Raw genomic sequence first — 17,840 nt, forward strand, 5'->3', positions numbered from 1 at the left:
AGCTGATAGAAACAGAAGCCACTGGAGCACCTCAAAAACACCATCATACACTAAATCAGTAAGTTGGCAGCATCACCGGGGAAGATTAGTGAATATCTCTCAATGGTGGGCTATGAAAAACAGGAAAAATGCGATATAGAGGCAGAATGCTGGCGCCTCAGGGGGTCTGATGAAGTACTGACAGTAGTGAAGATGAACAGCAGCAACGCTGTTCGGGTTGATATTCTGAAGAGTCTTTATAACGACAAATATATGCCAGATAAATAATTACTCCAATTTTATATCAATCAGCACTTATTGACGGTAGGGATAGCCCGCATTTAGCAGGCTATCCTGTGCTTTACGATAGCATAGGCATGATACGCAAAATTACTCGATTGAATCTGTTTATTGAGTAGGTGCCTCAAGGCAGTATGGTTACTGGTTTTTTAATAATGCGTTTTTTCATTAGGTACACCCTTGTGTACACATAAAATCAATGTGTATTTTTTTTAACCATGCCTTTGGGCGTCAAACTCCATTACAGCTATGGCGATATCCAGCTTGGTTGTTTCAAGTATTTCTTCGCACAAGATCAGATCATGGATGATGTTTATGAGCAATTCCTTTTCTATCGCCCCATCAGCCACCCAAACCGCGATGTTTTCCATTTCGCGCACAAAAAGTTGTACACAATGGCCGAAACCATTTATCTCAAGAAAGTATGTTGAAAGGGCGATGCCTGATCTTTTGTTTCCGTCAGTAAAAGCATGAAATTTGTTTATTGCAAAGAATAAGTGACATAGCTTATCCACGAATTCGGGGTAGTACCAATCGTTTTGGATATGCTCAAGGGCACTTTCTAGTACCCCTTGGTCTCTGATTCCGTGTAAGCCGCCTGTTTTATCAATGATCCAATCATGAACACGGATGGCGTGATGAATGTCAAAATAATTGAAATTTATATCGTCCATTGATACCCCTAGCGATCTTTCAGTCTTTTAAACACTTCTAGGGTTTCAGGGTCGTTCAAACGTTCTTCAAGCGATTTACTTTTTTCACCCAAGAAACGCTCAAAATCGCCTTCAGGTACAGCTCTTACGTATGCCTCAAGCTTTTCATGCAGCGCGTCTCTAAAACAGAGATCCCTACTTGCCATTTTGGTTCTAGCATCCAGCATCATAGGTTTAAACAATGGATGGGATTCGAATTGTTTAAAAAGAGTTTCAGCTTCCGGCTGTGTAAGCCTTCGGCCTAAACGAGAGAATTCTTGTTTTAATTCATGTGCAATACCAGATTCGAAACCAGCAATAAGAGTCAGGACTTCGGAATACATGGTATCCCGTATCTTTTCTTTTTGCGCAAGATTCAATACTTTACGGTACTCTGCTGCGTCTTCGTGAAAGATGCTTTGATATACAAGGTTAGTAAACTTTGCATACTTCCAATTGTTCCCCTCAACGCATTCATCTAGAGCATCAGTGAATTGCTTGCGATAGCTTTCTTCTTGAAAAGAAGCCAATAAGTAATTTTCATCGCGTTGGTTGATGTACTTGGTATGCCCACCAGCCCTTTCAGCTAAAGTATCAATGACAATATCAAGCAGGCGTGTACGTATAATCTTAGCTTGCTCACTTTCGACCAGTAGCATGGCAAAGTTCAGAACAGCTCGGTAATTAAACACCCCAATAGTAGGTGCCTTGTTACCCTCATTGATGAAGGAGACATGTTCTAACCCCTTGAATTCTTTAAGCTCCCTTCCTTTTATGAGTCGATATCCATTGTTTTTGAGTTCATTGCTATGATTTGCGATATACCGTTCCACTGTGGCATCACTGATACCAAAAATCTCCATTAGCTGACTTTTTGTAAAAAGCCGTTCGCCATTGAACTCAATCCCACCTAAGGCCATATGTTTTTCAGCATGAGTTAGTGCATAGGCGTTATTAAGTATGTTCTGTCGGTCGTGTGCGGAGGTAGTAAGATCTTTAGCCATATCCATCGCCTTAAGAGGGAGCGTGAAGCATCACAAAGTAACATTATATCGCAAATAGTTTTACCCCCCGGCGTGATCACCTCACTGAAAATGTGCAGTTAGTTGTGATACTGGCGGCGCTGATAACGCAATACCAGGTGAATACATGCGGATCAGTTAAGAGCCTGCAATCTGTCGTTAATGCTGCTTAGGTCGTAAACCCGGCGCTCAATATCCATCATCAGGAAATCGTGGATCTCGGCCTGTTCAGGATTATCAGACTCTCTGGCCTGTAAGAGCAATTCATTGTAACCATGCAACCCACCCGAATTTTCCGCCGGGGTAGTCCCCTTCCCACGCAAACAGCTAACAGGCTGGATGCTGGTATCATGTGTTTGCTTCTCCAGTACAACAAGGCAATCCCACCAGTCGCCAAAGTCATACGTGTAAACCAGCTTGTCACCCTCATTCTGGAGCGCCGCCCATAGTGGCGTGGTTGCCGCGTTACCCATGCTTTCATCCTCACCCCATACGCGATACTCGCTACCGGGATAACCTTTACGCCCTTTCTCGAACATATACAGGTGTTCGTCATTCCAGCCAAAAGCTAACTGGATCACGGCATGAAGTTTACTAAAGGGGATTTGCTCTGGAACCAACACACGCCGCCATATTGGTGGTTTGCTGTCTCGGATGGTTATCTTTAGCTGGTACATGCAAATCCTGAATAAATGCGAATCGGAAGGATAACGATACTGACGCACTCACAATTCTGTAAAGGTGAATAAAGGTAATTTGCTTAATACGCATAAGTTACATGCGGAATAATCCCGTATCTACCTGCGCGGCTCTGGCTTCCTCCACTGATAGGCGGGTGATCGCATCATTTCGCGGAATTTGTCACGCCGGGCTATATCGGCATTAACTGAACGTTCTATCTCCCGTTGATCTGCCGGGGTTAGCTGGTGGCCTTCGTGCTCCAGTTTGGCGGTGGTCAATAAAGCTATTTCGCGTGGTGTCATGGTGATTGCTCGTTGGCTGGTGGTGTCCGGTCATTGTATTAGCCGTTAAACGGATTGCTACCGTATATGGCCGGTTATCCTGTCGACAACCGGACTGAATGCCCGCCAGTATGCAGCCTCGTAATGTATAAGCCTGGCTAACTTCCGCTCGAACGTCTCCCAGCGCATCCCCTTTGGCTTAGGAAAAGTGTTCGGGTGGTTAAACAGGTTGCGAAACTGCTCACCGTCTCCCCAAATGGCGTACCGCTGCCGGCGTATGCTCATGCGCATCCGATCTAACTTATCCCCGCTTTGGCTTTTGTAGTGGAGTTTCCAGCATCCCCGGCAGCCAATATCTTTTTTGCCGATATACAGCTTCGCTACCCGCTTTATGCAGTGGGGGCAAACGTACCATTGCCGAACGCCGTAGCCAGCCTGTGTAGTAGTGATTCTGATTGGTCGCGTAACGCCGTTGATTGTCATGGCATAGCCGTCTGCCTGTCGGAGGATATACAGGGTTCCGCACTCTGTCTGACAGGAAAGCTGTGTCCCGGGTTCAGCGTCAGCCAGCCTGCTACGCATGTTCGCAAGGAATGGCAACCCTATGCGGGGCAGGTCGGTGGTATAGCTGCGCGTTCTGTCTCTCACTGGCTGACCTCCTGCGAATTACTGCGCATTAACTGCGAACGGTGCGCAAATTGAATACGAAATAATATGCATATTTGACTGCGAATTGCGCACTATTTTGCGCACTGTATATCTATAAATCCAGTAATGGCACGGGTTTGAGGATGGTTTGCACATTGGTATCCGTTTCGTTTTGCGCAGATATTTTGTTAACTGCGCAATTCGCAATTTACTGCGCAATGCTCGGGTTTCGTATTCGGAGGATTTTCCACTTTGCGTACTGCGCACAACTGTAGAAACCTAGATATGCTGCGCCTTACAGGCTGATAGGCAGCTGCGAATTGGTTTCATATTGCGCAATTTTGCGCACCTGTGAATACTGGCGAGAACTCAACTTTTCTCAACCACTTCCTGCGCAATTTACTGCGCCCAAAACCTTAGCAAAACTTAGCATATCCGTGGCGCTACCAACTGCGAATGGATTAACCTGCGCTAGTAATATCAGCCCTCTGAGCTATTTTGCGAATTCGCAATTTCTGTTTGCAATACCACCGTTAGGATTCGTCAGGTAGTACGCACGTTGAATGCGCAGTTTTGCTGCGTACCTGACTGCGTACCATGCTCCGTGTTTTTGGATGGGTTAGTGAGTCAATATTGCTTTAGCCCTTTACTGGAGAAGCTTTTCTGTCGATCCCTCGCCGCAATCCTTCCAGAACAATCCAAATTTCGTGCGCTTTTCGCCGCCTACCTGACTGCGTACTGCGAATCAGTGGCGCGAACCTGAATATTCTGGACGACCTGAATCACGCTCTGGCTTCCAGCCCTCGACTGGAGCGGGTTTAGCGCTACAAAGGTTTTAAATCCGTCCAATACAGTCCAAAATTTACAGCCGTTCTGGTGCGAACCTGGCTGCGAACCATCGCCCCCCGCTGGTGGCCTACGGCTGCCTCTTACCGCCATTTAACCGGAAGGCGTTACCGTTCGGTTGCGCTATCCCCATGCGGTGTTGTGTCTCAGTGACTGCTTTATGCAGATCGCCGTAATCATCGGTTTTCACTGGCGGGCGCTTCGCGTTCGTCAGACACGTATCACGGCGCTGCTTTACCCATTCCCGATCATCGTCCTCAGCACAAAGCATCATGACTTCCTGCCAGCGCGTCGCAGCCCTGCGATACAGCCCCTTTGCTTCCAGAGCCTCTGCTTTACTATCGTTGACCATGCTTATCTCCCTCAGAATGGCGTTTCATCGTCGAATGGTGGGCGCTGGTCGTATTCATCACGGGATGACTGCTGCGCACGTCTCAGCGCGTCCGTTGCCTGTCCCTGCTGTCCTGCCTTCCCGCCGGGGCGTACCGTTCTGGCGCTGATCACACTGTCGGCTACTACCTGATACCCCTGCTGTGTACCGCCGTCCTGCCCTGTCCACTGGTTGAGTTGCATATTGCCTGCCACGCTCACAAGGTCGCCTTTCTGGTGCTTTGCCAGCGCATCGGCCTGCTTCCCAAAAGCAATAACGCCCAGCCAGAAGGTTGACTCTCCCGCCTCTGCCGCATTACAGGGGAGTGACACCGCCAGTCGCGCCATAGCCATGTTGTTACCGTTCGTTGTGGTGCGAGTCTGGGGGGCTGCCACCAGCCGCCCATATGCTGAAATTTGTGCGGTCATAGATATTTCCTCATGTAGTCACTACCTCCGGGACTAATTTTCATTTCTTCCCTTAAAGGCCACTGCTCCGCCATTGCTGCGGTCGAGTGATTCCCGTCATCACGTCCGGCCTGAGCTGCCGTCCAGTGTGCTGCATATTCTGTAAATCCAATTTCTGCTGGCTGCCTCATCCAGTGGGCGATCATCCTCAAGGACATTTGCAGGCTTTGGGTGTCGCCCTGTAATGCGCGTTTGTCAGTAAACCCCTTCAATGCTTCACGCTCCTGATAGGTCATTTTCTGGCTGGTTTCTGTATTCATTGCCCACCTTCGTTTTAAGCTACCCCCCATAGAATCTTTTTGGGGGTGTAATATCCCTACCAATCCCTACTAACTGGCTCAGGCCACGAATGGCAAGGCTTTCAGACTGGTAGGCATTCAATTTTGTTGCCCTACATAACCCTACTTATCCCTACTAAATCACTTCAACGGCATTTTACTGCCTGTTTTATTTGGTAGGGATATGTAGGGATAAGTAGGGATAAAAATATATATCCCTACCTAGTTTAAATCCTTGCTACGTCTGGCCTCGTCTCGTTTTTAGTAGGGCAGTAGGGATAAGTGCTGCCGTAAAAGTTTCAATCATCACTCTGCCCGCTCTCCACACCGTAAGCACGGGGAATGAACTCCTCAGCCATCTCGTTATAGCCCACGTTGGTTTGCGCTCTGCCGTTAATGCTTCTCGTCAGGTAGCTGGCTCGGTACTCTTTTGCTGCTGATTTTATGGCGCGTGAAAACTTATTGACGGAAAGCGGCTTACCCAGACCGTGATACTCCATAAACGCCAGGTAAAGATGATAAAGATACGTCCTCGGCTCTGGCTGGCCTGCCCATGTACCTCCGCCCATCATCATGCCTTTGGGTTCGTTCATGAAAAAAAGTGCCGCACACATATCGATAACCGGATCTGTGCCGCGTTTAACGTCTAGCGCCTCCTGAGAATCGCGCTGCTCAAGTAATAGTGCCTTTGCTTTGTTCTGGTCGGCAAAGGTGGTTAGCAGGTGGCGGATAATCACCGGGATTTCTCGCCTGATTTTTGCGGTTAAATCCGGGTCTTTGTCTGCGTCTGATACCGGGTTATTAAACGGGAATATCACGCGGCGGCGGGCAATGCCCCCGTTTCGCTCCGTGAATGTCATCGGCTCGTTATTGGTTGCCATAACAACGGCATTTAGCACGGTTGTGAACTGCTTTTCGTATTTCCCATCAATCTCTACCGGATCGCCGCCCGTAATGGCCTTAATCCCCGCGCCCTCTCCAACATAGCGGGTCTGGTCAGGCATAATAATCAGGCTTTTTCCTACGAACTGCGCCCGTCCCCGTGCGGTGTCCAGCGTCATCATGCTACCGCTGGCGGCGTTGTGTTCACCTGCCAGCGTGATTGCTATGCTGCTGAATACGGATTTCCCACTGCCGCCCTCGCCAGTTACCTCAATGAATAGCTGCCAGTCGTGACGCTTCGCCAGCACCATAAACAAGGCTGCTTTGATACGCTCGGCCTTATGATGGTCGCCAGCCGTTGCATGATTCAGCCAACGGGTAAAATCGGGGGCGCTGGTGGAAATATTCTCCCCCGGCGCTGGCGGGGTGTAGGTGATCCCATTGTGGTTCATCAGCCAGTTACCCGGCGAATGGGCGGAAAACGTCTGTGTGGCGAGGTCATAAACGCCGTTATCAAAACCAATCAGATCCCCGCTCCGCTCACCAATTACCGGGATTTGCAGTTTCATGGTTGCGACAACCGATTTAATCCCCTTTTCGGTGTAGTGGGCTTCGTGCTCGTCGAAAATTGCCACCATAACCCTTTCTAATTCGCTGTCTGGTAGCTTCACCCATACGCCAGATTCGTAGCAGTAAACAGCGCCACTATCAGGGTTAACCGCCAACATATCCCAGCGAGATGAAAGCAACCGCGCTTTCTGGCTGGCTGCCATTTGTGCAATATCTCCGGCATCGGCTTTACGGCGGGATTTACCGCCCTCAATGGCCTGTAGTTGTGGTTTCACGGCTCCCCCCTGAATCTGGTACATCGAATCATTAAACGCAGCCGTAGCGACTTCCAGCCCGTTTTGCTGGTGGTGGTCGTTCCAGTCGGCTTTGTAGTCTGTCGGTGGCATTGATACCCAGCCAGCCACGGATAAGGCGGCTTTCTCTGCGGCCTCCCTGCCTGTATTGGCTTCTCCGTTTTGGTGGTGGTCGTTGTCTGCGGCGATAATAATTTGCGCCTTCGGGTGTTTACGGCGCATCACTTCGGCAACGGGTAGCAGGTTGCCAGCGTCGATTGCTGCCACTGTCAGCGCCTCCGGGCGCATCAGGTGAACAGACAGAGCGGTAGCCAGCCCCTCGGCAATTAATACGCTCTGCGGCTGTTCTGGTGCGTTTACGGCGTGATATGCTCCGCGCTTCGCTGAACCTGTCAGAAGTCGCTTCTCTCCCTGCGGTGTAATGGTCTGCGCTGCTGCCACTGCGCCGGATTCGTCCACCAGCTCAAGCAGGACTGAACCATCAGGCAATAGCGGGAAAGTGAACCCGTCCAGCCCCTTAGCAATCAGGTATTCAGATTCGCCCTGTGTGACGCTCTGGCGCTTTTCTGCATACAGGCTGGCAAACGTAGCCCGGCGCTGCCCTGCGCTTTCTGCGGCCTGTTTCTGGCGCTCCTGCTCGCGCTGCTGGCGCTCAGACTCCATTTGCTCCCGCCTCTGGCTGGCTGCTGTCGGATCGGTTTCCGCTGCCCGGTAATCAATACCCAGCACATCAGCGGCAAGCCTCGCCGCTTCTGTGGTGTCGCAGTTGTTCACCTTCTTAATCAGGTCTAAACCGTCGCCAGCGCCGCACTGGTTGCAGATGTGAGCGCCGCGCCCGTTGTCGTCGAACCGGAAGCGATCCGTACCGCCACATGCAGGGCATGAGGAATGGCAGCGCGATGAATCAGGCACGTCGATAGACAGGCCAGCCAGCACATAAGGCCAGCGCCCTGCTGCGGCGCTGGTCACTTCGCGGATAAGGTCGATATTACGCATTGTGACCCCCTACCGTTGCGCCCATGTCGGCGGTCATGCTTTGCCATATCTCGCGCCCGGTATCAGTCAGGCCACCAGCATTAACGCACTTTTCCAGTAGCCCGATCCCTACGCTTTCCCATTGCGGGTAATGCTCTTTCAGCGCTTCCAGCGCGTAGCCGTCTACAAGGTCACGGACGCCATTTACGCCCCCGGCGATCTCCACGCGAACAGGCTCGCCATCCGCATCAATCATGAAATAATCGCCGCCGCTGGTGGTCTTGATATGGTCATACAGCGCTGCGGCATACTGATTCGCCAGCGCATTCAGTCGGAAGTTTTTGGTAATCATATTGCCCCCTCAGTGCGCCACTGGCATTTCAGGCCAGCCGTTTTCATTCAGATCAGCAATGAAGTGATCGTGTAGCTCTGCCAGCGTTTCACGCCCGAACGGGGTTAACTCTCCGCGCTCCGCATCCAGCATGGCGCGGTAGAACACAATGGCGTTTTCCGTACCCTGCTCAGCGCCGTATCGCTCAATCATTGCGCCCTCGATGTTGTTCGCCATCGCCAGCCGTTCAGCAAACGGGTAAACCACAATGCCCGCTGTGCCATTGGAGTAAATCGCCACCTGCGACGATGTGCCGTCAGACTCTGTAACGGTGGTTGTGCCGTTCTCGCGCTTCATTTCGGCAACGAAACATGCCGCAATCAGCCAGCGCCACATGGTTACTTCATGCTGCTGGGTGAAGTCGAACCAGCCACGCTCCCCGCCGTCAGCCACTGCCAGATGCAGGGTAAATCCTTCATCAGGGATGTCGTCATACCTGCCGCTATCGAGATGAGTTACCGCGTCTGAATAGGGAATAAGGCAAACATGCTCATACATCCCGGCATCATTGCGGGTCATGATGTTTACGCCGTGCGGTGTGGCTTCTGCGTGGAACAGGTCGGGATTTCCCGGTTTAATGGTCAGCACGTTGCTCATGCTTTGCCCTCCCGATATTCACGCATTACATGGTCAGCCAGCTTGCTTTCAGCCTCGCTCATTGCTTCGGGTACACCGTGTAACAGCGTCAGAATGGAACCAATCAGGCGCGGTAAATCGGGATCTGTTTTATTGGTGGTGCTCTCCAGCCACATGGATAAAACAGCCTGTGCCTGTTCAATCTGGCAGGCAGCATCAATCAGTTGTAACTGGCTCATGCGCTGGCCTCCGCATCAATTCTGGCTATATCGATAATCGTCAGGACTTTACTCAACCAGCAATACACGATAGCGGCTTGTTCATCGTCGAGTTGAGTGACTAAATCGGTCATAACGTGAGCCAGCCCATTGCGGGCGCGGGTCATACGTTCTGCTGTTCGGTCTGCCAGCGTAAAATCATCCGGGTAAGCCTGCTCGCGGGATAACATCGCTTCGGCTTCAAGCTCGGACGGATGGCGGTATAAAGCGTTAATGTTCATGCTGCCACCTCCAGACGGATACGGCCTGCAAAGAAACAGACGTGATCCCGCGCCAGAGTGCGGCGGGCTTCGCGCTCAGTTTCAGCAGCGATATGATGGATTTTGGCGGTAATGGTCGGCATATCACGGCGAACAGCAGCGATTAACCAGATGAATTGCGGATTTTGGGTAGGGGTAGTAGCCAGCATAGCGGCAGCCTCCTTGATCAGGGTTTTAAACCCACCACCAAAGACGCCAATCTTGCTGGTGGTGGACTGAACAGGGTTGGCGTAACCGGCGATCAAGGAAACCGGCGCTTCCGTAGAAGCCCCCATCCAGCCCACCATTATTTCGTGAGCGGCGCGAATAATAATACCCGCATCGCTGAAAAAAGCGTGAGTTGGATTAACGGCACAAAAAAAGACGCTAGGCGCGTCGTGTGTCGCCTTAATCATTTCCGGGACGCCAATCCCGGCACCAGATTTTGCTGGTGCGCTATAACCATAAACCGGGTTGGCGATAGTCGGCAAGCCCTTTTTTATGGACTCCGAAAATACACCTTCACCCTTGCGCGTACTGGTCTCGAAAGTCCATGTGGCGCGGTTGTCAGCGGTAGCAATCCATTCCACAACATCAGCCATTTGGGGAAGAATACCCCCCGTTTCTGGCTTATAACGTTTGGGTTTTGCTGAGTCGTTAGCGTTAACATTTGCATACATCATGCAATCACCTTTACGGTTAGCCCACCAGCGGTATAACCCTGCACACGTACACCATCTACACGGTGACGCTTCTTCGTCAGAAAGCGGATATGGTCGGCGTAGACGTGCTGCCATTTACCATCGAGCGCCACGCGTTTAAACCACGGATGCGGCTTTGTCATGGTCTGGACAACGGGCGCGGAAGCCTTGCGGGGCGCGGGTTCTGCTGTGCATACCCCTTTATCATCGCCCGTTACACGGTACAGCCAGTAGCTCGCCTGTTTCCCGGTCAGTTTTCGGGTGCGCACCGGAACATAACCCGCCTCACGCATCGCTTTACCAAAAGTGGCATCATCGGGGTAATACTGGCGACGTAGCTCCGTGGGTACGGAAACGGCAAACGAGCGTTTAGTCGGGTACTCCTGCCACTGGTGAACCATCGACAACGGTAGCCCGTTCACGTCCGGCTCTTTGCTGCCAGCCAGGGGAAAGGCTTTATTCTGGACGGTGGGCATTAGTGAACCTCCGGCAATTGAGGCTGATATTTGCGCCATAGCTCCGATTCTTCGGCGATAAGGCGGAACTTCTCACCTTTGCAGGCTTGCAGGTCTTTACCGCGCTTGCTGGCCTTCTTGTCGTAAGCTGCTTTGCGTTTGCTGTGGTCGTTCAGGAAGGCGAACGGCACACCATAGGAGCCGGTTTTACGAATAGACGGGATAACCTCACCAAATACCCACTCGCTGAATCGGTTGGCAGCCGTTCCGGGGATTGACGCTTTACGGCTGCGGGCGATCAGTTTGTAGAAACCAGACTCAGAGACAATTGTCATTGTCTGAATGCCACCAAGGGTGGGTATTGAATACCCCTCCTTTTCGTTGTCGTTCAGTCGGCGCATAGGCACTTTGTGATCCACAATTTCCAGTGCCGCACAAACATCCTTGGCAATAAACCACGGATCACCGCCCATATTGACGATGCGAACTTTGATGCCACCAAACCGGATAACAGAAATATCGCCCTCGACCGCTTGAGGAATAATTTTCTGGGTAACGCAGGATTGTGGGGCGGCCTCCGAATTGAATCGGCTTTTTTCGATAGTCATATTTTCGGCTCCGTTATGCGGCGTTAAACGCGTCCGGGTAGAGGTTCAGAATGTCGGTAATATCCTGCTGAGATAATCCGGTATAGCCACCAGAGGCGGCGTTATGGTTGAGTAGCTGAATTACCCGGAGAACGTCACCACGGCAGGCAAACCGGTAGCGCAGATGTGCGCCGATGCCGTCCGGGTTCTTCTCGTCGATACGCTCAAGGAGAATATCAAGACGGCGCTCCAGCTCGCTTGCATAGTTGCGACCGGATGAAAGGCGGCAGTAGCGCAGAATGTCGTTTTCTGTCCATCCCTCTACGCCAGTGCGTAGCATGTAGACGCGGGCGCGGTGTTTCTTTGGGGTTCGCTTAGGTACTTGTACCGGGCTGGTGGTCGGCGTAATATCAGACGTGCGAATATCTGAGTTAGCCGCCTGCTGTACGGGGCGGTTTTTCTTTTCCATTACGCCACCTTTCCCCGGCGCTCAGCCAGCCAGTTATTAATCTCTACCGCATCAAAGGCGGTCACGTTATCGGTGAGTTTCACCGGGCGCGGCAGTGTGCCGTTCTTCACCCAGCGATCAATAGTAGGCATGGAAACGCCCAGCAATTCCGGCATACGGAAGCGGCGAATATAGCCAGTAGTAGGAAGTGCTGATTGCGCTGCGTTATGTGCTGTCATATGTCCTGTAACTCCTGTGATAGCTGTTGAAGTTACGGTAATCATGTGAGCAGGGGGATTAGATGTCATCGCAACGAAAAATGGATTTTCGCTGCGAAATTATCTTTATGATTTAAAAGATTTGTTAGCCGATGAGAAATATTCATCCAGTAAACGGGAGCTTAATTTTAAACCCCTATCCAGCATTTCTGCTTTGAGGGCTTCTTGTGTCCACCTTTTAGAGGTTGGTTCGGCTTTTTTTAAAGCGTTGAGCACCGCGCCAAGCAGTAAAAGGCTTTCATCGAGGTTCAGGAGACTGTTGTTATCACTGAGTGTTTTCTTTTCAAATTCTGCAATATTTTCTTTTCTGAATACGAACTCGACATTACCCAGCCCATCAGCAGGATAGAAAAAGGGATGATAACCATCGAGGCTAAAGTCAACAAACCTCTGTGATTCTTTGTCGTACAGTTTAGGTTTTCCATTTTCATCTGACTTGATGGCATATTCATTGAACGCGTTCAGAATATTCACCAGACCAAATTCTGTTAAGAGGAAAGCACCTTCCATGTTGTGAAATTCACGGGGAACCTTGTCGCGTGAAAGGTCAAACTCGTGCATAACATCTAAAGATTCTGCCCCAACCATCGGTAGATCGTATATGCCATGATTTATACGAAAAACATCACTGACTCTTTCTATATCTTCGTATTCATAATCTAGTTGCTCGTTAGAATAGAACTCATCACCAGCAATGGTTCTAATTACTGCGCCGTCGCTATTGGTTTCAATGATCCATTTTTCACAAACCTTTCGTTGTGATGTTTTGATGACCTGTGAAGCGATAGCGTAACGGCCTTCATCCAGCATTGCTGAAATTGTAATGTGGCCTTCTACAGCCAATTGTAGACAATCCGCTACAGATACCTTTTCACCGAGAGTTGTGGTTAACCTGTTTGCGGTTTCCTCGATGGTCAACCAACTTTTTAACTGGAACAATTTGCTCATAGCGTAACCTTTCACGCAATGCCTAAAATAGGATTGAGTCAGGCGGTAAGGCTATCCGCTTTTCGTCCCGTCGAACTAGGCTCAATCTGTTCTTACGATAGCTTATGCGCCTTTATGATAGGCGTCACGTTGTAATCTTCACCGCGTTCCAGTGCCACCAGCAAATCACACCACTGCGCCAGCGCCGCTTTACGCTCATCAAAATACTGGTGACGGTTATAGATACCCTCCACGCCTTTAATTTTGTGATTAAGGCATCTTTCAGCCACTACCGGATCAACGCCCAGCGCGGCTAAATGCGTGCGGGCAGTGCGTCGGAAGTCGTGAATTGTGAAGTTAGGTACATCCGGCATCTCATGGCGAACCTTTGCCAGCGCCACGGGCAGGGTGCTTTCCTGAATATGGGGAATCATCCGGCTTTGCATCTTTCTGGCTGGCAGTACCCACGCGGTATTGCATGAAAACGTGTAAAGCTCTCTCAACCATTCGACGGCTGGCGGTGCTAATGGGATGTCTATAGCGTCGCCGTTTTTGCTGCGTTCCTCTGGCAAGCGCCAGACGGCTTGATCAAGGTCGAACTCCTCCCAGCGGGCGGCGCATAACTCCATTTTGCGGACGCATAACGCTAACAGTAATTTGAACGTGATTTCGTTCTGGCGACTGAATCCCTTCGCCATACGCATGGCCTGAAACAGTCGGATTAGTTCGCCACGTGTTAACCAGCGGTCACGGCTAACTTCCTTCCCACCAGCGTCCGAAACCTCAAAGGCAGAACAGGGGTTTATCTCCAGCGCGTGCCGTTTGATACCGTAGTCGAATATGCGGCGCGTCCAACGTAAAACGTCCGTCGCTATGGTGGGCGCTCCACGGTCTACTATCGCTTTGAGCATGTCATCAATATGGCGCGGCTTCACGTCCTCTACCTTCATGCTGCCAATGCAGGGGTTTATATCTTTGTCGATACGGCGGCGGAGTATATCGGGGTGCTTCCAGCGCGGCAGGATCTGACGCTCAAAGTATTCAGCGGCAAGTTCTGAAACGCGCATGGCGTTTCTCTCTGCTTCCATCTTCGCCAGCGCTTCGGCTTTCCGTTCCTGCTTCTCTCCCGCGACGTCATAACCCAGCGCAACACGCGCCGAAAGCTCTCTCGCCGTCTCTCTGGCCTTTGATAGTGATAGCTCGGCATATGAGCCGATTACCATCGCCCGTTGTTTCCCTGCGAACTTATAGCGGAATCGCCAGAAAGGGACTGTGTAGTTTTTGGGGTAGCAAATATACAGGCCGTTGCCGTCGGCCTTGCCGTCGAATCTGTCCCCAGCCTTTATCCATGCGCGGATCTGCATGTCTGTAATCTTTGGCATTGCGAATACCTGAACATTGAATAGGGGTGTGTACATAAACCGATGTACATAAACCGCATTATGTACACCACTATGTACACGACAATCATGCGCTTTGTTGCGTCTTTATGATAGCCCATGATAACAAAAAAGCCCGCTGAATTGCGGGCTTGATGTGATTTATGCGTCGTCTTGAATCTTGCTGATAGCTTACTCGATATTCTGAATCTGCTCGCGCATTTGCTCGATCAATACCTTCAGCTCAATCGCGGAATTCGTCACCTCGGCATTGATGGACTTGGATGCCAGAGTGTTCGACTCACGGTTGAATTCCTGCATCATGAAGTCCAGACGACGGCCAACGGCCTCTTTTTTCTTCAGAATGTTGTAGGTTTCTTTGACGTGGGCTTCCAGACGATCTAACTCTTCTGCCACATCGATGCGCTGCGCCATCAGCACCAGTTCTTGCTCAAGACGGTTATTTTCCAGTTGGACCTGCGCGTCTTCCAGTTTGGCCACCAGACGTTCACGCTGCCATTGCAGAATCTCCGGCATATGCGCACGTACCTTCGCCACTTCAGCGCTGACGCCTTCCAGGCGTTGCTCGATCAGCGCCTTCAGCGCCTGACCTTCAGTTTCACGTGCGACAATGAAATCATCCAGTGTACCGTCAAGCGTGGCGAGGATTTCAGCGGCAATAGCATCCAGGTCTTGCTCCTGAGCGGCCATTACACCCGGCCAGCGCAGGATATCGACCGGATTAATTTCGCCTTCATCGCTCTGCATCTTGACCCAGTTAGCAGCGCTAACGAGCTGTTTAGCGAGCTTTTCATTCAGAATAAGCTCGCCTTGCGCGCTGGCATCAGGTTCAAAACGCAGCGTGCATTCGATTTTACCGCGTGTCAGACGTGTGCGGATGCGCTCACGCACAACAGGTTCAAGACTACGGAACTGCTCCGGCAGACGAAAATAGGTTTCCAGATAACGCTGGTTTACCGAGCGCATTTCCCAGGTAGCGCTACCCCATTCACCCTTGATTTCACGCCGGGCGTAGGCGGTCATGCTGCGGATCATAGACGTTCCTGTTTTTGACGATGAGATGGAAGGATTATAGCCATCCACGTCTTGTCAGGATAGGAATAACCGTCGGAAGTCCGTATAATGCGCAGCCACATTCGTTTCAAGCCGGAGATTTTATCATGCGTCCAGCAGGTCGTAGTGCCAATCAGGTGCGTCCCGTCACCCTGACCCGTAATTATACAAAACACGCTGAAGGCTCCGTGCTGGTCGAATTTGGTGATACCAAAGTGCTGTGTACCGCTTCTATTGATGAAGGTGTTCCGCGTTTCCTGAAAGGCCAGGGCCAGGGATGGATCACCGCCGAATATGGCATGCTGCCTCGTGCCACGCATACCCGTAACGCGCGCGAAGCGGCGAAAGGTAAGCAGGGTGGCCGCACCATGGAGATTCAGCGTCTTATTGCGCGTGCGCTGCGTGCCGCAGTTGACCTGAAAACCCTTGGCGAGTTCACCATTACGCTGGACTGCGATGTTATCCAGGCTGATGGCGGTACGCGTACCGCATCCATTACCGGTGCTTGTGTCGCTTTGGCTGACGCGCTGAACAAACTGGTAGCAAGCGGTAAGCTGAAAACCAACCCAATGAAAGGGATGGTTGCGGCGGTCTCCGTAGGTATTGTGAATGGCGAAGCACTCTGCGACCTGGAATACGTTGAAGATTCTGCTGCAGAGACCGACATGAACGTAGTGATGACCGAGGACGGTCGCATTATTGAGGTGCAAGGTACGGCAGAAGGCGAGCCGTTCAGCCACGAAGAGCTACTCACCCTACTGGCATTGGCCCGAGGGGGAATCGAATCCATTGTAGCGACGCAGAAGGCGGCGTTAGAAAATTGATTTTAAAGGCGACTGATTAGTCGCCTTTTTTTTGTCTGTAATAAAGTGAGATGAGGAGCGAATCCATGAAACCGTATCAGCGCCAGTTTATTGAGTTTGCGCTTAGCAAGCAGGTACTAAAGTTTGGCGAATTTACGCTGAAATCCGGGCGCAAAAGCCCCTATTTCTTCAACGCCGGGCTGTTTAATACCGGGCGCGATCTGGCACTGCTAGGCCGTTTTTATGCCGAGGCGCTGGTGGATTCCGGTATTGATTTTGATCTGCTTTTTGGCCCGGCGTACAAAGGTATTCCTATCGCTACCACAACAGCTGTTGCACTGGCGGAGCATCACGACAAAGATTTGCCGTACTGCTTTAACCGTAAAGAGGCTAAGACCCACGGCGAAGGCGGTAACCTGGTAGGGAGCGCGCTACAAGGTCGTGTGATGTTGGTTGATGATGTGATCACCGCCGGGACAGCGATTCGTGAGTCAATGGAGATTATCCAGGCGAATGGCGCACGGCTTGCTGGCGTATTGATTTCTCTCGATCGTCAGGAACGTGGACGTGGCGAGATTTCAGCTATCCAGGAAGTAGAACGAGACTATGGTTGCAAGGTGATTTCTATTGTTACCCTGAAAGACCTGATTGCCTACCTGGAAGAGAAGCCTGAAATGGCAGAGCATCTGGCAGCCGTGCGAGCATATCGCGAAGAGTTCGGCGTTTAAGAACTGCCGGATGGCGCTGCGCTTATCCGGCCTACGTAACCCCGTAGGCCGGACTAAACGAATCCGTTACTGCAACTGAGCAGCCACCAACGGCCAGCGGGTGTCGAAATCATCCGTTGGACGATATTTAAATTCGCTACGTACAAACCGGGACAGCATACCTTCGCAGAAAGCCAACAACTGGCTGGCCAGCAGCGTTTCATCTACGGTGTAACCTTCGCCTTCACGCATTCTTTTTTCTCGCAGAACCTGGCGCAACTGTGCCTCAATGCGTTCAAAAAGCTGGTTAATACGGCCTTGCAGACGATCCTGTTCAAACATGAGCGCATGCCCGGTCAGAATGCGCGTCAGACCGGGGTTACGTTCACCGAACCCTAAAATCAGCAGAACGATCAGGCGCAGACGTGCGTTGGTGTCCTTTTCATCTTTTAAGATCAGATTGATACGGGTAATCAGACTATCTTCGATAAACTCAATCAGGCTATCGAACATGCGGGTCTTGCTGGGAAAATGGCGATACAATGCCGCTTCGGAAACGCCCACAGAGGCTGCCAGTTTTGCTGTCGTGATGCGCTGGCTTCCATCACTGGATTCCAGCATCAGCGCCAGAGACTGAAGTATTTCTTCGCGACGATTCCTTTTCGCAGTTTGCTTTTCTACCATGTTACAAAATACCCCTGAAAATAAGCACT

Annotated in this window: 24 protein-coding genes; 2 read left to right on the forward strand and 22 right to left on the reverse strand. The window is 51.0% G+C overall.

The window, feature by feature from the left end:
• Positions 1 to 491: 491 nt before the first annotated feature.
• From RYZ59_RS04605 to RYZ59_RS04705, 21 genes are all read right to left on the reverse strand, one after another.
• A complete protein-coding gene (locus RYZ59_RS04605; RefSeq protein ID WP_286470930.1) occupies positions 492 to 953 on the reverse strand; it encodes a type II toxin-antitoxin system death-on-curing family toxin in 462 nt (153 codons plus the stop codon).
• A gap of 8 nt (positions 954 to 961) precedes the next feature.
• Complete coding sequence (locus tag RYZ59_RS04610; RefSeq protein WP_286470931.1) at positions 962 to 1,975, reverse strand: DNA-binding protein; 1,014 nt, start codon at positions 1,973 to 1,975, stop codon at positions 962 to 964.
• A 152-nt stretch (positions 1,976 to 2,127) separates the two neighbouring features.
• Positions 2,128 to 2,670 (reverse strand): plasmid pRiA4b ORF-3 family protein, encoded by a 543-nt coding sequence (locus RYZ59_RS04615; RefSeq protein WP_318045647.1) that lies wholly within the window; start codon positions 2,668 to 2,670, stop codon positions 2,128 to 2,130.
• A gap of 120 nt (positions 2,671 to 2,790) precedes the next feature.
• Positions 2,791 to 2,976, reverse strand: a complete 186-nt coding sequence (locus RYZ59_RS04620) for a hypothetical protein (RefSeq protein WP_318045645.1) — start codon at positions 2,974 to 2,976, stop codon at positions 2,791 to 2,793.
• Between the two features lie 57 nt (positions 2,977 to 3,033).
• The gene (locus RYZ59_RS04625; RefSeq protein WP_318045643.1) at positions 3,034 to 3,603 is read right to left on the reverse strand and encodes a hypothetical protein; all 570 of its coding nucleotides are present in this window, start codon (positions 3,601 to 3,603) and stop codon (positions 3,034 to 3,036) included.
• Positions 3,604 to 4,519: 916 nt separating this feature from the next.
• On the reverse strand, positions 4,520 to 4,801 hold the full coding sequence (locus RYZ59_RS04630; RefSeq protein WP_203452522.1) for a PerC family transcriptional regulator: 282 nt from the start codon (positions 4,799 to 4,801) through the stop codon (positions 4,520 to 4,522).
• A gap of 11 nt (positions 4,802 to 4,812) precedes the next feature.
• Positions 4,813 to 5,247 carry a single-stranded DNA-binding protein gene (locus RYZ59_RS04635; protein ID WP_318045639.1) on the reverse strand — a complete coding sequence of 145 codons (435 nt, stop codon included), beginning with the start codon at positions 5,245 to 5,247 and terminating at the stop codon, positions 4,813 to 4,815.
• The gene (locus RYZ59_RS04640; RefSeq protein ID WP_318045637.1) at positions 5,244 to 5,546 is read right to left on the reverse strand and encodes a hypothetical protein; all 303 of its coding nucleotides are present in this window, start codon (positions 5,544 to 5,546) and stop codon (positions 5,244 to 5,246) included. The genes RYZ59_RS04635 and RYZ59_RS04640 overlap by 4 nt, the downstream gene beginning before the upstream one ends.
• Positions 5,547 to 5,863: 317 nt before the next feature.
• A complete protein-coding gene (locus RYZ59_RS04645) occupies positions 5,864 to 8,305 on the reverse strand; it encodes a toprim domain-containing protein (RefSeq protein WP_318045635.1) in 2,442 nt (813 codons plus the stop codon).
• Positions 8,298 to 8,636: a prophage protein gene (locus tag RYZ59_RS04650; protein ID WP_047389497.1), complete on the reverse strand. Its 339-nt coding sequence runs from the start codon at positions 8,634 to 8,636 to the stop codon at positions 8,298 to 8,300. The genes RYZ59_RS04645 and RYZ59_RS04650 overlap by 8 nt, the downstream gene beginning before the upstream one ends.
• A 9-nt stretch (positions 8,637 to 8,645) precedes the next feature.
• On the reverse strand, positions 8,646 to 9,272 hold the full coding sequence (locus RYZ59_RS04655) for a hypothetical protein (protein WP_318045631.1): 627 nt from the start codon (positions 9,270 to 9,272) through the stop codon (positions 8,646 to 8,648).
• Positions 9,269 to 9,490, reverse strand: a complete 222-nt coding sequence (locus RYZ59_RS04660; protein WP_001651014.1) for a hypothetical protein — start codon at positions 9,488 to 9,490, stop codon at positions 9,269 to 9,271. Before RYZ59_RS04660 ends, RYZ59_RS04655 begins: the two co-directional genes overlap by 4 nt.
• Positions 9,487 to 9,750, reverse strand: coding sequence for a nicotinic acetylcholine receptor subunit beta (locus tag RYZ59_RS04665; RefSeq protein ID WP_318045629.1), 264 nt, complete (start codon positions 9,748 to 9,750; stop codon positions 9,487 to 9,489). The genes RYZ59_RS04660 and RYZ59_RS04665 overlap by 4 nt, the downstream gene beginning before the upstream one ends.
• On the reverse strand, positions 9,747 to 10,451 hold the full coding sequence (locus RYZ59_RS04670) for a host cell division inhibitor Icd-like protein (RefSeq protein ID WP_318045627.1): 705 nt from the start codon (positions 10,449 to 10,451) through the stop codon (positions 9,747 to 9,749). The genes RYZ59_RS04665 and RYZ59_RS04670 overlap by 4 nt, the downstream gene beginning before the upstream one ends.
• Positions 10,448 to 10,945 carry a hypothetical protein gene (locus RYZ59_RS04675; protein WP_318045625.1) on the reverse strand — a complete coding sequence of 166 codons (498 nt, stop codon included), beginning with the start codon at positions 10,943 to 10,945 and terminating at the stop codon, positions 10,448 to 10,450. Before RYZ59_RS04675 ends, RYZ59_RS04670 begins: the two co-directional genes overlap by 4 nt.
• On the reverse strand, positions 10,945 to 11,532 hold the full coding sequence (locus tag RYZ59_RS04680; RefSeq protein WP_318045623.1) for a Bro-N domain-containing protein: 588 nt from the start codon (positions 11,530 to 11,532) through the stop codon (positions 10,945 to 10,947). Before RYZ59_RS04680 ends, RYZ59_RS04675 begins: the two co-directional genes overlap by 1 nt.
• A 13-nt stretch (positions 11,533 to 11,545) precedes the next feature.
• Positions 11,546 to 11,980 (reverse strand): hypothetical protein, encoded by a 435-nt coding sequence (locus RYZ59_RS04685; RefSeq protein WP_318045621.1) that lies wholly within the window; start codon positions 11,978 to 11,980, stop codon positions 11,546 to 11,548.
• Positions 11,980 to 12,198: a helix-turn-helix transcriptional regulator gene (locus tag RYZ59_RS04690; protein WP_001705541.1), complete on the reverse strand. Its 219-nt coding sequence runs from the start codon at positions 12,196 to 12,198 to the stop codon at positions 11,980 to 11,982. Before RYZ59_RS04690 ends, RYZ59_RS04685 begins: the two co-directional genes overlap by 1 nt.
• Positions 12,199 to 12,303: 105 nt before the next feature.
• Entirely contained in the window at positions 12,304 to 13,185 is an 882-nt protein-coding gene (locus RYZ59_RS04695; protein ID WP_032635306.1) for a hypothetical protein, read from the reverse strand.
• Positions 13,186 to 13,277: 92 nt separating this feature from the next.
• Positions 13,278 to 14,546, reverse strand: a complete 1,269-nt coding sequence (locus RYZ59_RS04700) for a tyrosine-type recombinase/integrase (protein WP_318045617.1) — start codon at positions 14,544 to 14,546, stop codon at positions 13,278 to 13,280.
• Between the two features lie 189 nt (positions 14,547 to 14,735).
• Positions 14,736 to 15,599 (reverse strand): YicC/YloC family endoribonuclease, encoded by an 864-nt coding sequence (locus tag RYZ59_RS04705; RefSeq protein ID WP_202037398.1) that lies wholly within the window; start codon positions 15,597 to 15,599, stop codon positions 14,736 to 14,738.
• A 125-nt stretch (positions 15,600 to 15,724) separates the two neighbouring features.
• On the opposite strand from RYZ59_RS04705, the gene rph reads away from it, so the two are divergent.
• Entirely contained in the window at positions 15,725 to 16,441 is a 717-nt protein-coding gene (gene rph, locus RYZ59_RS04710) for a ribonuclease PH (RefSeq protein ID WP_003024054.1), read from the forward strand.
• A 65-nt stretch (positions 16,442 to 16,506) separates the two neighbouring features.
• Positions 16,507 to 17,148, forward strand: coding sequence for an orotate phosphoribosyltransferase (gene pyrE / locus RYZ59_RS04715; RefSeq protein ID WP_137382110.1), 642 nt, complete (start codon positions 16,507 to 16,509; stop codon positions 17,146 to 17,148).
• A 66-nt stretch (positions 17,149 to 17,214) separates the two neighbouring features.
• Here pyrE and slmA read toward each other — a convergent pair whose 3' ends face one another.
• On the reverse strand, positions 17,215 to 17,811 hold the full coding sequence (gene slmA / locus RYZ59_RS04720) for a nucleoid occlusion factor SlmA (RefSeq protein ID WP_003827257.1): 597 nt from the start codon (positions 17,809 to 17,811) through the stop codon (positions 17,215 to 17,217).
• Positions 17,812 to 17,840: the final 29 nt, after the last annotated feature.

The organism is Citrobacter sp. HN-141, assembly GCF_033341895.1.
Lineage (GTDB): Bacteria > Pseudomonadota > Gammaproteobacteria > Enterobacterales > Enterobacteriaceae > Citrobacter.

Excerpts from the sequence above, each read along its gene's own strand:
- RYZ59_RS04645 (WP_318045635.1), bottom strand. The coding sequence starts at position 8,305 with ATGCGTAATATCGACCTTATCCGCGAAGTGACCAGCGCCGCAGCAGGG.
- RYZ59_RS04610 (WP_286470931.1), bottom strand. The coding sequence starts at position 1,975 with ATGGCTAAAGATCTTACTACCTCCGCACACGACCGACAGAACATACTT.
- RYZ59_RS04700 (WP_318045617.1), bottom strand. The coding sequence starts at position 14,546 with ATGCCAAAGATTACAGACATGCAGATCCGCGCATGGATAAAGGCTGGG.
- RYZ59_RS04630 (WP_203452522.1), bottom strand. The coding sequence starts at position 4,801 with ATGGTCAACGATAGTAAAGCAGAGGCTCTGGAAGCAAAGGGGCTGTAT.
- RYZ59_RS04690 (WP_001705541.1), bottom strand. The coding sequence starts at position 12,198 with ATGACAGCACATAACGCAGCGCAATCAGCACTTCCTACTACTGGCTAT.
- RYZ59_RS04605 (WP_286470930.1), bottom strand. The coding sequence starts at position 953 with ATGGACGATATAAATTTCAATTATTTTGACATTCATCACGCCATCCGT.
- RYZ59_RS04615 (WP_318045647.1), bottom strand. The coding sequence starts at position 2,670 with ATGTACCAGCTAAAGATAACCATCCGAGACAGCAAACCACCAATATGG.
- RYZ59_RS04675 (WP_318045625.1), bottom strand. The coding sequence starts at position 10,945 with ATGCCCACCGTCCAGAATAAAGCCTTTCCCCTGGCTGGCAGCAAAGAG.
- RYZ59_RS04695 (WP_032635306.1), bottom strand. The coding sequence starts at position 13,185 with ATGAGCAAATTGTTCCAGTTAAAAAGTTGGTTGACCATCGAGGAAACC.
- RYZ59_RS04650 (WP_047389497.1), bottom strand. The coding sequence starts at position 8,636 with ATGATTACCAAAAACTTCCGACTGAATGCGCTGGCGAATCAGTATGCC.
- RYZ59_RS04655 (WP_318045631.1), bottom strand. The coding sequence starts at position 9,272 with ATGAGCAACGTGCTGACCATTAAACCGGGAAATCCCGACCTGTTCCAC.
- RYZ59_RS04665 (WP_318045629.1), bottom strand. The coding sequence starts at position 9,750 with ATGAACATTAACGCTTTATACCGCCATCCGTCCGAGCTTGAAGCCGAA.
- RYZ59_RS04685 (WP_318045621.1), bottom strand. The coding sequence starts at position 11,980 with ATGGAAAAGAAAAACCGCCCCGTACAGCAGGCGGCTAACTCAGATATT.
- rph (WP_003024054.1), top strand. The coding sequence starts at position 15,725 with ATGCGTCCAGCAGGTCGTAGTGCCAATCAGGTGCGTCCCGTCACCCTG.
- RYZ59_RS04660 (WP_001651014.1), bottom strand. The coding sequence starts at position 9,490 with ATGAGCCAGTTACAACTGATTGATGCTGCCTGCCAGATTGAACAGGCA.
- RYZ59_RS04620 (WP_318045645.1), bottom strand. The coding sequence starts at position 2,976 with ATGACACCACGCGAAATAGCTTTATTGACCACCGCCAAACTGGAGCAC.
- RYZ59_RS04670 (WP_318045627.1), bottom strand. The coding sequence starts at position 10,451 with ATGATGTATGCAAATGTTAACGCTAACGACTCAGCAAAACCCAAACGT.
- slmA (WP_003827257.1), bottom strand. The coding sequence starts at position 17,811 with ATGGTAGAAAAGCAAACTGCGAAAAGGAATCGTCGCGAAGAAATACTT.
- RYZ59_RS04640 (WP_318045637.1), bottom strand. The coding sequence starts at position 5,546 with ATGAATACAGAAACCAGCCAGAAAATGACCTATCAGGAGCGTGAAGCA.
- RYZ59_RS04680 (WP_318045623.1), bottom strand. The coding sequence starts at position 11,532 with ATGACTATCGAAAAAAGCCGATTCAATTCGGAGGCCGCCCCACAATCC.
- RYZ59_RS04635 (WP_318045639.1), bottom strand. The coding sequence starts at position 5,247 with ATGACCGCACAAATTTCAGCATATGGGCGGCTGGTGGCAGCCCCCCAG.
- RYZ59_RS04705 (WP_202037398.1), bottom strand. The coding sequence starts at position 15,599 with ATGATCCGCAGCATGACCGCCTACGCCCGGCGTGAAATCAAGGGTGAA.
- pyrE (WP_137382110.1), top strand. The coding sequence starts at position 16,507 with ATGAAACCGTATCAGCGCCAGTTTATTGAGTTTGCGCTTAGCAAGCAG.